Source organism: Limnobacter sp., from assembly GCF_036846585.1.
GTDB lineage: Bacteria > Pseudomonadota > Gammaproteobacteria > Burkholderiales > Burkholderiaceae_B > Limnobacter.
In genome coordinates this window covers 39,470-53,496 of record NZ_DAIUBR010000008.1, presented here as the reverse complement: position 1 = coordinate 53,496, position 14,027 = coordinate 39,470, and the positions used below count along the sequence as shown (strand labels likewise).

General features: G+C 53.9%; 6 protein-coding genes. 4 read left to right on the top strand and 2 right to left on the bottom strand.

The genetic code is table 11. The features are described from left to right. Positions 1-51: 51 nt before the first annotated feature. The 4 genes from uvrA to V7028_RS05740 all read left to right on the top strand — a co-directional run bounded on the left by uvrA (position 52) and on the right by V7028_RS05740 (position 7,697). The gene (gene uvrA, locus V7028_RS05755; RefSeq protein WP_334119141.1) at positions 52-2,937 is read left to right on the top strand and encodes an excinuclease ABC subunit UvrA; all 2,886 of its coding nucleotides are present in this window, start codon (positions 52-54) and stop codon (positions 2,935-2,937) included. Between the two features lie 79 nt (positions 2,938-3,016). After that, the gene (locus V7028_RS05750; protein ID WP_334119140.1) at positions 3,017-3,874 is read left to right on the top strand and encodes a mechanosensitive ion channel family protein; all 858 of its coding nucleotides are present in this window, start codon (positions 3,017-3,019) and stop codon (positions 3,872-3,874) included. 95 nt (positions 3,875-3,969) lie between these two features. Further along, a complete protein-coding gene (locus V7028_RS05745; RefSeq protein ID WP_334119139.1) occupies positions 3,970-6,336 on the top strand; it encodes a hypothetical protein in 2,367 nt (788 codons plus the stop codon). A 134-nt stretch (positions 6,337-6,470) separates the two neighbouring features. Further along, on the top strand, positions 6,471-7,697 hold the full coding sequence (locus tag V7028_RS05740) for a TIGR03118 family protein (RefSeq protein ID WP_334119138.1): 1,227 nt from the start codon (positions 6,471-6,473) through the stop codon (positions 7,695-7,697). A 61-nt stretch (positions 7,698-7,758) separates the two neighbouring features. On the opposite strand, the gene V7028_RS05735 is transcribed toward V7028_RS05740, so the two are convergent. Both V7028_RS05735 and V7028_RS05730 read right to left on the bottom strand, forming a co-directional pair. Continuing rightward, on the bottom strand, positions 7,759-9,246 hold the full coding sequence (locus V7028_RS05735) for a glutamate synthase subunit beta (RefSeq protein WP_334119137.1): 1,488 nt from the start codon (positions 9,244-9,246) through the stop codon (positions 7,759-7,761). A gap of 30 nt (positions 9,247-9,276) precedes the next feature. Further along, the gene (locus V7028_RS05730; RefSeq protein WP_334119136.1) at positions 9,277-14,001 is read right to left on the bottom strand and encodes a glutamate synthase-related protein; all 4,725 of its coding nucleotides are present in this window, start codon (positions 13,999-14,001) and stop codon (positions 9,277-9,279) included. Between the last annotated feature and the right edge of the window lie 26 nt (positions 14,002-14,027).

Sequence of the window (14,027 nt, the reverse complement as noted above, 5' to 3'; positions counted from 1 at the left end):
GGAAACCGTCTATAGTATCAGGTTGGCCGCTGATTCCATTTGCTGTACCGCATGAACTCCATTCGCATTCGTGGCGCTAGAACCCACAACCTGAAAAACATTTCGCTTGACCTGCCCCGCGATTCCCTCGTGGTGCTGACCGGGCTATCCGGGTCGGGCAAATCAAGCCTGGCTTTCGACACCCTGTATGCCGAAGGCCAGCGCCGCTATGTTGAAAGTTTGTCGGCGTATGCCCGCCAGTTCTTGCAATTGATGGAAAAGCCTGATGTCGATTTGATCGAGGGGCTTTCCCCGGCCATTTCCATCGAGCAAAAGGCCACCAGCCACAACCCGCGTTCAACCGTGGGCACTGTGACTGAAATTCACGATTATCTGCGCCTGCTGTTTGCCCGTGCCGGCACGCCCCGCTGCCCTGAACACGACATGGAACTGAGCGTGCAAACGGTTTCAGAAATGGTGGACACGGTGCTGGGCTGGCCGGAAGAGGCCCGCATCATGATTTTGGCGCCCGTGCTGAACCAGCGCAAAGGCGAGCATGTCGATTTGCTGAACGACCTGCGCGCCCAAGGCTTTGTGCGCATTCGTCTGAAAAAAGGCCCACAGGACGCCCCCGAAATTCTGGAACTGGACAAACTGCCACCGCTGGACAAGCACCACAAACACAACCTGGACGTGGTGGTCGACCGCTTGAAGGTGCGCGTGGACGCCCGCCAGCGCTTGGCTGAAAGTTTTGAAACCGCATTGCGCTTAAGCGATGGCAAAGCGATTGCCGTGAATCTGGACACCGATACAGAAACCGTGTTTTCCAGCAAATTTGCCTGCCCGGTGTGTGATTACAGCCTGACCGAGCTTGAACCCCGTTTGTTCTCGTTCAACAACCCGGCCGGTGCCTGCCCGGTGTGTGATGGCTTGGGCCATGAAACCTTTTTCGACCCGCTGCGCGTGGTGGCCCATCCAGATGTTTCACTGGCCGCGGGCGCGATCAGCGGTTGGGACAGGCGCAACGCCCTGTACTACCAAATGATTCAAAGCCTGGCAGCCCACTACGGGTTTGATCCGGAATCGCCCTGGAACGAGTTGCCGGAAGATGTGCAACAAGTGGTGTTGTATGGTTCTGGCAGCGAACAGATCACGTTTACTTACTTAAGCGAACGCAGCAAGCCAGTTGCCAAAACCCATGCCTTTGAAGGCATATTGCCCAACCTCACCCGCCGCCACCGCGACACCGATTCTTCAGCTGTGCGCGACGAACTGGGCAAGCTAATGGCGGTGCGCAGTTGCCAGGCCTGTCAGGGTTCACGCCTGAAAACCGGCGCACGCCATGTATTCATTGGCGAGCACGAACACCGCAAAGCCTTGCACCAGGTTACCGAGCTGCCGATTCACAAAGCGCTGAACTACTTCGAGGCCATGCAGATGCATGGCGCGAAAGGGCAGATCGCCGACAAAATTGTGGTGGAAATCAAGGCACGTCTGCAGTTTTTGAACGACGTGGGCTTGAACTATTTGACGCTGAACCGCAGCGCCGATACCTTGAGCGGCGGCGAAAGCCAGCGCATTCGACTGGCCAGTCAAATTGGTTCCGGACTGACCGGCGTAATGTATGTTCTCGATGAACCCTCCATTGGTTTGCACCAGCGCGACAACGACAGGCTGATACAAACCCTGTTGCGCCTGAAGAATTTGGGCAACACCGTGCTGGTGGTGGAACACGACGAAGACGCCATTCGCTGCGCAGATTACGTGGTGGACATGGGCCCCGGCGCGGGCGAACACGGCGGCCAAATTGTTGCGCAAGGTACGCCTGCAGAAATTCTGGCCAGCCCCGAATCGCTAACTGGTCAGTACCTGAACGGCAAGCGGAAAATTGAACGCTTAAGCCCCATGCGCAAACCCGACCCGGCACGCATGCTGTCCATTCACAATGCCACCGGCAACAATTTGAAAGACGTAAGCGCCAGCATTCCCGTGGGTCTGTTTGTGTGTGTCACGGGTGTTTCCGGTTCAGGCAAATCAACACTGATCAACGACACCTTATTGGCCGAAGCCGCGCACCAATTGAACCGCGCGCACAAGGAAGGCGCGCCGCATAGCCACATCAGCGGGCTTGAACATTTCGACAAAGTAATTGCGGTTGACCAAAGCCCCATTGGCCGCACGCCACGCAGCAACCCAGCCACATACACAGGCTTGTTCACACCGATTCGCGAATTGTTTGCGGGTGTACCGGCATCGCGTGAGCGTGGCTACGATGTGGGCCGCTTTTCGTTCAACGTGAAGGGTGGCCGCTGCGAAGCCTGCCAGGGCGATGGCGTGGTGAAAGTGGAAATGCACTTTTTGCCTGACCTGTATGTGCCTTGCGACGTGTGCCACGGCAAACGCTACAACCGTGAAACGCTGGAAATCTTGTACCGCGGAAAAAGCATTGCCGAGGTATTGGAGTTGACCGTTGAACAGGCGCTGGAGGTATTCTCGGCGGTGCCCAACATTGCGCGCAAACTGCAAACACTGATTGATGTGGGTTTGGGGTATATACGCTTGGGGCAATCGGCCACCACGCTGTCGGGCGGTGAAGCACAGCGCGTGAAGTTGTCGCTTGAACTGTCGAAACGCGACACAGGCAAAACGCTTTACATTCTGGACGAGCCCACCACCGGCCTACACTTTCACGACATTGCGATGCTGCTGAAAGTGTTGAATCCGCTGGTTGAACAAGGCAACACGGTGTTGGTAATCGAGCACAACCTGGATGTAATCAAATGTGCAGACTGGGTTCTCGACATGGGCCCAGAGGGTGGCGACAATGGCGGCATGCTGATTGCGCAAGGCACACCGATGGACATTGCAAAAAACGCAAACAGCCACACCGGAAAATTTCTTGCACGGTTTTACAACGATGAAGCTGACAAGGCGCAAAGGGTCAGTGGCTCGCCCTGACAGACACGAATCAGGACTGAAATAGCTGTGTATTTTGAGTCATGTACAATAGGGAGCTCTTTAAAGCAGTGGGAGCACCATGAACGAACAACTCGAAACCCTATTCAAATACATCGAACCAGCCAAACTGCTGGACCTTGGTTTGCAGGCCACAAAGTTTATTCTGGTCATCGTCGTAGCGCTTGCCGTACTACGATTGGTGAAAACTGCAGTCGACCGCGTGGGCAAACGCATGCAGGCGCGTAGCAGCAGCACTCTGGACGATCAAAAACGAATTGAAACCCTGATGCGCGTGCTGAAGTACGTGGCCAATGTGGTCATTTTGCTGCTGGGCGCATTGATTGCGCTGGGCACCATTGGAATTTCAATTGCCCCAGTGCTAGCCGCCGCCGGTGTGGTGGGTTTGGCAGTTGGTTTTGGCGCGCAAAGCCTGGTGAAAGATTACTTCACCGGCATTGTGCTGCTGATTGAAAACCAGATTCGCGCAGGCGACTTCATCGAAGTTGGCGGAAAATCAGGCACCGTGGAAAACGTGACTTTACGTTACGTTCGCCTTCGCGATGCGCACGGCAATGTGCACTTTGTTCCGAACGGTCAAATTGATTCGGTCACCAACTCCACCATGGACTTTGCCTATGCTGTAGTTGATGTGGGCATTGCCTACAAAGAAGAAGTCGACGCAACCATTCAAGTCATGCAAAAAGTGGGTACTGAATTGGCAGAAGACAAGGAATGGGGCACGAAGATTACGGAACCCATGTCTACCTTTGGCGTGCAAGAACTTGCTGATTCAGCTGTGATTGTTCGCGTTCGTTTTAAAACGCTGCCGGGCGAGCAATGGGGTGTACGCCGCGAGTACAACAAGCGCATCAAGGCGGCATTTGACAAAGTTGGCATCGAGATTCCATTCCCCCATGTCACCATGCTGAATAGCTGAAAATGCTGTCGTAGTGGGGCAGGCATACCTACAGTAAGGGATTTACACGCAACGATTATTGAATGAGAATGATTTTCATTCAATAAGGAGTTGCCGTGGTTTTTCCGAGCCAGTCTACCTGCCCCTACTTCCCAAGCGACGTTTCGCCACCACTGTCGCGTTATGATTTTCAACACAAGATCAGCCATGTCTTGGAAGGTCTGGCGAGCACATTACAGCGCGCAGAATCGCAAGTCACCTACAATCTGAACGCCAACGATGGCAGGTTGGGACATGTCTCTCAACAAGCTTTGGATAAATCCGTCACATCGGCCAAGCAAGCAGTACTCAGGGCGTTTGATCAACAACATCAAGCCAGAAAGCACACCGGGCAATCTCGCCTTGAACTGGTTCGTACCCTGAATTTGGAGCCTGATGCACGGGGCGATGACAATCCATTGAATGCATTCAATGTCGAAGAATCCCTGCTGCCGCCATTGGCTTCATCGAGCCCAGGCAAGGCTCGCAGCCAGCCATCGAACAACTCTCAAAACACAAAAAGCAAGGCAGAAAAACACCACAGCCACGAGCATGAGCACGGGGGCGGAATTGTGATCGACCTGGACGAAGCAGCCCATGGGGCCTTTGCATCCAGCAAATATCTCAGCGAAGTAGCTCAGGGCAGGCCTGAAACTGTGGCCGCTACATTCAAGGAAAATGCTGCGCAGATGGGCGAGCAACCCATTCGTTACTTGGGCAAGGAACTGACCGAAAGCGGTGTCACAGAGTTTGCAACTGCGGCAAGTGCAGGTGCCCTGATGCTGCCGCTTGCAGCCTTGGCAGTGAAGGCTGGGGTTGAGGAGTGGCAACACAGCGGCCATGAGCTTAAAGAACTAAATGCCCTGCGCCTTGGTCAAGAAGAAGAACTTACACAACTTCAAGCTACAACCCACGGTCTTGATTCAAACACGCTGTTGAAAACACAAGTTCAGGCGCAGGAGGTGCGTCTGGACAAAACAGCGCAAGCCATCCGGCAAACCAGGAAAGACCGTGAAATCGGTGCAATGTCTGCTGCTTCCGGACTGACCATTGGACTAAAGGCGCTCTCAGACCTCGCCTTGAAAATATCCATCGGAATCAAAGGGGCGCTAACAGGCAAGGGATTCTTTGCACTCAGTGAATCTGCACAGACTGGTTCAACTGCTGCTGGTGCTGCCGTAGGTTTCGGGATTGCAGGCACATTTGTGCTTGGTCCATTGGCGGGTCTTTTTGCAACAGCCTTGGGTGCATTCTTTACGATTAAAACCATGGGCAAGTTTCGACAACTGAAGCATGACTTCGCACACCTGAAAGCAGACATCAAAACGGATGCGCTAACGCGGACTGGCAATGCCAGTGAAGCGTCTGAAACCTTGCGCAGTTTTCTTATTCGCCAAGGTGAGAAACGCATTGGATTCTTCAAGCGATTTGCGCGCTGGAACAAAGCCTTCATGGTGGGTAGCGGTCTTTACGCGGCCAGCGCCGTCACCAAAGCGGTGGTAGTGGGGGTGGCTGCGGCAGGTGTAGTTGCTGCTGCGAGCAACCCGATCGGTCTGGCCGTTCTAACTGCGGTAGGAATTGTTGGGTCACTGGCCATGGGGGTTGCTTCCTTCAGTTTCTTCCGCGGACACGGGAAACAAAGCAAATACACCGGTGTAACAGCCGCTGACCATGCGTGGGTGGACAGAAAACTGATGACTGAGTTGCACGGTATGCAAACTGCCAACATTTACCATACAGCATTGGGTGAAACCGAAAATATGAGAACCGAACACGCTGGGTTCGATATGGCAACCACCTGCCTAAAGTACCTGAACACACAGAAAAGATTGCTACGGGAATTTTTGGGACATACCGCCCAGTCATGCAACAAGAAATCACCCCTGAACAAGAAGTTGAGCCTTTGGCAACACCTCGGCGGTCGAGTGCTGAAAAACAAAGAATTACGTGCCTTTCTGGCCACAGAGAATGGCAAGCAGAGGCTGAAGGATATGGTGAAGCATTCCTTGATTGCAAAAAGCCAAATGTTGTCGGAGAAACTTCGGCACCGTGAATTGCTGTTGCAGATTGCCAAAAACGAGGTAAATGGTGCACTTTTCAGCAACAATCCCCCGGTAAACAGCAGCGATGCTCAAAACACACTCACCCAGTTAAAACAAGTTGGGGAGGTGCTGCAACGCTTGGACGGGGAATACGGTAAAGACCAGGCCGAACTTGAATTAAGCCTACTACGACTGAAGAACATCGAGTTCAATTCGGAACACAGCGTACTGAGTTTGGCAGAGTACCTGGACGCGGGCAGCAACCACAAAGCCGTCAGTAAATACCTTCATCAAAAAATGGATGGAAACATTCGTCAGGCCAGAGGAGTGCTGTTCGAATCCCAGCTAGAAGGTGCCCGCTTGCGGGACAAACAATTCAATGCCCTCAAGGAAACCAAATAATGCAGTCACCAATCACGGGCCCCCAGTTAACCCAGCAACTTTAATTTTTACTCCATGGACACACAATGAAACGTCGCGACTTTTCAAAACTCATCGTTACCCTACCTGCCTTCGCTTCGCTATCAGGATGCTGGATGGAAGTACTCAATCAATATGAACAGTTCAACCTGGCTGCTGACGATGCCAGTCGAGCAATGTTCTCCCCAAAACTGGCAAACTTCGCTGAGTCAGGTGGCTTTAAAAACGCTTGGGGAATTGCAATACGTCCAGCAGGAGCGGGTGGCCATTTTTGGGTGACTGCGGGTCGATACTCTTATCAGTTTCTGGGCGATGTGACCCAATCCCCAGACCCCACCCTGAGACAGCTGACACAAGACAATCTTAAGCTGGTAGAAATACCGGGCATCTCAGATGAAGGTGGATTCTCCACCGGCACAGTATTCAACGGCGCAAATTTGAACAGTGATCAGTTTTTGATCAAAAACCAAGCTGTGATTGTGAACGGTCAAACCATCTCACTGAGCGGTTCAGCGCGTTTTCTGTTCGCCACAGACACTGGGGTCATTTCTGGCTGGACGGAACGAGACCCAAGTAACCCGGGCAAACCAGTCCGAGAAGATGGCCCCGCAGTGGTGACGATTGATGACAGAGCAAACGGTGCCGCTTTCTTCGGCATAGCGCTTCGCCCCGACAATTGGTCCACCCTGTGGGCAGCCGACTTTGGCAAGAACCCCAGGTTGCGACAATTCAACGACCAATGGGAGGAAGTTGAATTAAAAGGTTTCGTGAACCCATTTGCCAGCGGGCCAAACGGCAAAGTACTGCCAGGTGATTACGCACCGTTCAACGTACAGGCCTTGCAGGTTCAATCGCGCTGGTTTGTTTTCGTAGCCTATGCAAAAACACAGGCAGATCCAGCCAATCCTGCTGCTTTTCTGCCAGGCGAAGAAGATGCTCTAGACTCCACCCACGAAGGCAACAAACCCAACAGAGGCAAAGTGGTGATGTACGATTTGGAAGGATATTTGATTCAGGTCTTTGATGGGAAACGATTGAACGCACCTTGGGGAGTGACGATTGCCCCCAGTGGATTCGGCAAATTGTCCAACAAACTCTTGGTTGGAAACTTTGGCGGAAAGGGAAAAATTGCTGCCTATGACATCGCGACGGGTCGCTTTGAGGACTGGGTGAGAGACACCGTAGGCAAACCAGTGCAAATTCCTGGTCTGTGGGGTTTGCAATTTGGAAATGGAGCCAGCCTGGGTGACAGCGATGCACTTTACTTCGCAGCCGGGCCTGGTGAGGAAACACAAGGCTTGTTCGGAGTTTTGCGCCAAGCACAAGTACCAATGCCTACCTAGGACCAACCTTGACGTCAACCTTTTTCAGGGTAACGTCAAGGACTGAATAGCAAAGGATGCCTTAACGCGGCAATACAGTAGCGCCCATCAGGAACTCGTCCACTTCACGTGCAGCCTGGCGGCCTTCGCGAATGGCCCACACCACCAGTGACTGGCCACGACGCATGTCGCCCGCAGCGTACACTTTGTCAACGTTGGTTCGGTAACAGCCATCACCATCGGTGGTGGCTTTTGCATTGCCACGGTTGTCTTTCTCAACACCGAAAGCATCAAGAATGCTTTTTGCGGGGTTGGTAAAGCCCATGGCAAACAACACCAAATCAGCCTCAACCATGAACTCTGAACCTGCAACTTCCTGCATTTTCATTTGACCAGTGGCGTCGTCTTTCACCCATTCAACCTTGGCACACTTGGCAGCTTTTACATTGCCTTTGCCATCGTCGATGAATTCTTTGGTGGTCACAGCCCAATCACGTGCCACACCTTCTTCATGTGAGGAAGAGGTGCGCATTTTCATGGGCCAGTAAGGCCACACCAAAGGCTTGTTTTCTTCTTCGGGTGGTTGGGGCATCAATTCAATTTGCGTAACCTGCTTGGCACCATGGCGGTTGGATGTACCCACACAATCGGAACCTGTATCACCACCACCAATCACAAGCACGTTTTTCTTCGTGGCCATGATTTGGTCTTTCAACTTGTCGCCTGCATTCACTCGGTTTTGCAGTGGCAGGAATTCCATTGCAAAGTGAACGCCTTTCAACTGGCGGCCAGGGATGGGCAAGTCGCGTGGTACTTCTGAACCACCGGTCAAAATGACAGCGTCGAACTGCGCCATCAATTCTTTCGGTGTAATGGTTTCTTTGGCCAAATTGGTGATGCCGCCCTCTGCCAGTTTCTCGCCCACAAACACACCGGTTTTGAAGGTCACGCCCTCTTTCTGCATTTGATCCACGCGACGGTCAATGTGGAATTTTTCCATCTTGAAGTCGGGGATGCCATAGCGAAGCAAACCGCCAATGCGGTCGTTCTTCTCAAACACGGTGACATCGTGACCAACACGCGCCAGCTGCTGTGCAGCAGCCATGCCTGCGGGGCCTGAACCCACCACGGCTACTTTCTTGCCGGTTTTCTGAGCAGGCGCCTGTGGCACCACCCAGTTGTTTTCCCAGCCTTTGTCGATGATCGCGTGTTCAATGCTCTTGATGCCGACTGGGTCTTCGTTGATGCCCAAGGTGCACGCAGCTTCGCAAGGTGCCGGGCAAATGCGGCCCGTAAACTCGGGGAAGTTGTTGGTGCTGTGCAAAGTGTGCAACGCCGCCTTCCAGTCTTGCTTGTAAACAAGATCATTGAAGTCGGGGATGATGTTGTTGACCGGGCAGCCGTTGTTACAGAACGGAATGCCACAATCCATACAACGCGCACCCTGAATTTTGGCTTCGTCGTCGTTCAGCGTAATAACAAATTCTTTGTAGTGCTTGACGCGCTTTTCGGGAGCCTCACTGGCTTCCTTCAAACGCTCAAATTCCATAAATCCTGTGACCTTTCCCATTTTTCTAAATCCTCGTTAACAGGTTGGTTCTCAAGCAGCCACTGCAGGTTTTTCCTGCGCCACCACATACAGTTCTTTCAGGGCGCGGCGGTATTCTGTCGGGAATACTTTGACGAACTTCTTGCGCTCGGTGCCCCAGTTTTCCAGAATTTCCTTGGCGCGTTCGCTGCCGGTGTAACGGGCATGGCGTTCGATCAGGCCTTTCAAAATCACCTCGTCAGGCTGACGGTCCGCACCACGTGCGGGGCTGTGCCAGATTTCGCGGTTGCTCAAGGCTTCCTGTTCGGTCGCAGACACCACTTCTTCCAGCTCAACTTGCGCCATGTTGCAACGCTTGGCGAACAGGCCATCAATGTCGTACACATAGGCCAAACCGCCGCTCATGCCAGCTGCAAAGTTGCGGCCGGTTTCACCCAGCACAACCACGGTACCGCCTGTCATGTATTCGCAACCATGGTCGCCAGTGCCTTCGATTACCGCAGCTGCGCCAGAGTTACGCACGGCGAAACGCTCGCCGGCTACGCCGCTCAGAAATGCTTCACCAGCGATTGCGCCGTACAGCACGGTGTTGCCCACAATCATGTTTTCCTCAGACAAACCGCGGAAGTCATTGGTGGGGCGCACAATAATACGGCCGCCACTCAAGCCCTTGCCCACGTAGTCGTTGCCTTCACCCACCAGGTCGGCTGTTACGCCGTGTGCCAGGAAAGCACCAAAGGATTGACCGGCTGTACCGGTGAACTGAATGTGGATGGTGTCGTCGGGCAAACCAGCGTGGCCGTACTTCTTGGCCACTTCACCAGACAACATGGCACCTGCAGTACGGTTCACGTTTTTGATTGGCGTGATGAAGGAAACACGCTCGCCTTTTTCCAAAGCAGACTTGGCCAGCTGAATCAATTTCTGATCCAGTGCCTTGTCCAAACCGTGGTCTTGAGTACCAGTGTGCAGCAGCGGCTCGGAAGTACCTTCCGGCACCCACAGCAGGCGACTGAAGTCCAATCCCCTTGCTTTCCAGTGGGTGATGCCTTTCTTCATGTCGAGCAAATTGGCTCGGCCAATCAATTGGTCAAACTTGCGAATGCCCAACTGCGCCATGATTTCGCGCACCTCGTTGGCCACGAAAAAGAAGTAGTTCACCACGTGTTCTGGCTTGCCGGTGAACTTCTTGCGAAGTTCAGGGTTTTGTGTGGCAACGCCCACGGGGCAGGTGTTCAAGTGGCACTTGCGCATCATGATGCAGCCTTCAACCACCAGCGGTGCAGTAGCAAAGCCAAATTCATCGGCACCCAGCATGGCACCAATCACCACGTCACGGCCGGTTTTCATTTGACCATCCACCTGCACACGAATGCGGCCACGCAAGCCGTTCAACACCAGGGTTTGCTGCGTTTCAGCCAAGCCCAGTTCCCAGTTGGTACCTGCATGCTTGATTGAGGACACTGGTGACGCACCTGTACCACCGTCTTGGCCAGCGATCACCAAGTGGTCGGCTTTGGCTTTGGACACACCTGCGGCAATTGTGCCCACGCCCACTTCTGACACCAGCTTCACGGAAATGGAAGCCTGTGCATTCACGTTTTTCAGGTCGTGAATAAGCTGCGCCAAATCTTCAATAGAATAAATGTCGTGGTGCGGGGGTGGGGAAATCAGGCCCACGCCAGGCACGGAATAACGCAGCTTGCCGATGTAGTCAGACACCTTGCCGCCGGGCAGCTGGCCGCCCTCACCGGGCTTGGCACCTTGCGCCATCTTGATCTGGATTTGATCAGCGGAAGTCAGGTATTCAGCGGTTACACCGAAACGGCCAGAGGCCACCTGCTTGATGCGCGAGCGCAGTGAATCGCCTTTCTTTAAGGGGAAGTCTGCAACCACCACGTCGCCCAGGAAGCTCTTCAGTGTTTCGCCATCTTGAATCAAACCTTGACCGGGGCCAAACTTTTCAAGACCTGCGCGCAGTTCGGCGCTGTAACGCTTTTCGTCTTCGCCACCTTCACCTGTGTTGCTTTTGCCGCCGATGCGGTTCATGGCAACAGCCAAAGTGGAGTGCGCTTCAGTCGAGATGGAGCCCAGTGACATGGCACCAGTTGCAAAACGCTTCACGATTTCTTCAACAGGCTCTACTTCCTCGATTGGAATGGCTTTGGTCGGGTCAATCTTGAATTCAAACAGGCCACGCAAGGTCATGTGGCGCTTGCTTTGATCGTTGATGATCTGCGCGTATTCCTTGTAGGTGTTGTAGGTGCCAGAACGTGTGGCGTGCTGCAATTTTGCAATTGCATCGGGTGTCCACATGTGTTCTTCACCGCGGGTACGCCAGGCATATTCGCCGCCTGCGTCCAGTGCACCAGCCAACACGGGGTCGGGGCTGAATGCGGCCTGGTGAATGCGAATGGCTTCTTCTGCCACTTCAAACACGCCAATCCCTTCTACCTTGGTGGGTGTACCGGCAAAGTACGCGTCGATGAAGGACTGGTTCAAACCAACCACTTCGAAAATCTGCGCACCAGTGTAGCTCATGTACGTGGAAATGCCCATTTTGGACATCACTTTCATCAAGCCCTTGCCCACCGCCTTGATGTAGTTGTACACCGCCTTTTCCGGGCTCAAATCGCCGGGCAGGCCTCGGGCCATGTCAGCAATTGTTTCCATGGCCAAATAGGGATGCACGGCTTCTGCGCCGTAACCAGCCAACAGGGCGAAGTGATGAACTTCACGGGCTGAACCGGTTTCAACCACCAAACCTGTGGATGTGCGCAGGCCCACTTTCACCAGGTGCTGGTGAATGGCAGAAACAGCCAACAGCGCGGGAATGGCCACGTTGTCGCGGCTCATCATGCGGTCGGTGACAATCAACACGTTCACGCCTTGCTTCACAGCGTCGCGGGCTTCGGCACACAGGGAAGCGATGCGCGCTTCAATGCCTTCCTTGCCCCAGGCCACTGGGTAACAAATATTCAATTCATGGCTGGTGAACTTGCCGCCGGTGAACGCTTCAATGTTGCGGATCTTCGCCATGTCTTTTGAAGTCAGCACAGGCTGTGACACTTCAAGGCGCATGGGCGGGTTGATGTTGTTCAGGTCAAGCAGGTTGGGCTTGGGGCCGATGAAGCTGTTCAAGCTCATCACCAGGTTCTCACGAATCGGGTCGATCGGTGGGTTTGTAACCTGTGCAAACAACTGCTTGAAGTAGTTGTACAGCGGCTTGAGCTTGTTGGACATCACGGCCAAGGGGCTGTCGTTGCCCATGGAGCCGGTGGCCTCCTCGCCGTTTTGCAGCATGGGGGCCATCAGGAATTTCAGGTCTTCCTGGGTGTAGCCAAAAGCCTGCTGGCGATCAAGCAGGTTTTCATTGGGCTCAATGGGCTCAGGCTGACCTTCCACTTCATCAAGCTTCACACGAATGGTGTCAATCCACTGCTTGTAAGGCTTGCCCGCGCTGAGCTGGTTCTTCAGTTCATCGTCGTTGATGATGCGACCCGCTTCCATGTCGATCAGGAACATTTTGCCGGGCTGCAGGCGCCACTTTTTAACAATCTTGCTTTCTGGAATGGGCAAGGTGCCAGATTCAGAAGCCATGACAACCAAATCATCTTCGGTCACGATGTAACGCGCGGGGCGCAAGCCGTTGCGGTCGAGTGTGGCGCCAATTTGCTTGCCATCGGTGAAGGCCATGGCGGCGGGGCCGTCCCAGGGTTCCATCATGGCAGCGTGGTACTCATAGAAGGCGCGGCGGTTGTCATCCATCAGGGTGTGCTGTTCCCAGGCTTCCGGCACCATCATCATCATGGCCTGGGCAATTGGGTAGCCGGCCATCACCAGCAGTTCCAGACAGTTGTCGAAACAGGCGGTGTCAGACTGGCCTTCAAAAATCAAGGGGTACAGCTTTTGCAGGTCGTCGCCCAACACGGCGCTTTTCATCACGCCTTCGCGTGCGCGCATCCAATTGAAGTTGCCCTTCACGGTGTTGATTTCACCGTTGTGAGCCAACATGCGGTAGGGGTGGGCCAGCGGCCACTCGGGGAATGTGTTGGTAGAGAAGCGTTGGTGCACCAGTGCCAATGCAGACACGCAACGCGGGTCTTTCAGGTCGAGGTAATACTCGCCAACCTGGTTGGCCAGCAGCAGGCCCTTGTACACAATGGTACGGGCGCTCATCGAGGGGCTGAAGTATTCGGTGCCGTGCGCCAGGTTCAGATTTTTAATGGCGTGCACCGCGCGCTTGCGAATTACGTAAAGTTTGCGTTCCAGCGCATCGGTCACCATGATGTCGCGGCCACGGCCCACGAACACCTGGCGAATCACGGGTTCTTTCAAACGCACTGTGGGGCTCATGGGCATGTCGGCATTGATCGGCACATCGCGCCAACCCAGCAACACCTGGCCTTCGGCTTTCACCGCACGCTCAATTTCCTGCTCGCAGGCAATGCGTGAAGCGGTTTCTTTGGGCAGGAACAACATGCCGACGCCGTATTCACCGGCGGGTGGCAAGGTTACGCCTTGCCTGGCCATTTCTTCACGGAAGAAGGCATCGGGAATTTGAATCAGGATACCGGCACCGTCGCCCATCAAGGGGTCGGCACCCACGGCGCCACGGTGGTCCAGGTTTTCCAGAATTTTCAGGCCACCGGCAATAATGTCGTGCGTACGCTTGCCTTTGATGTGCGCCACAAAGCCAACGCCACAGGCGTCGTGTTCATTGCTGGCGGAGTACATGCCTTTTTCTTCGGCAATCTTTCTAATGTCTTGTTGCATGGAAAAGCCCCTGATTTCAGTACGTT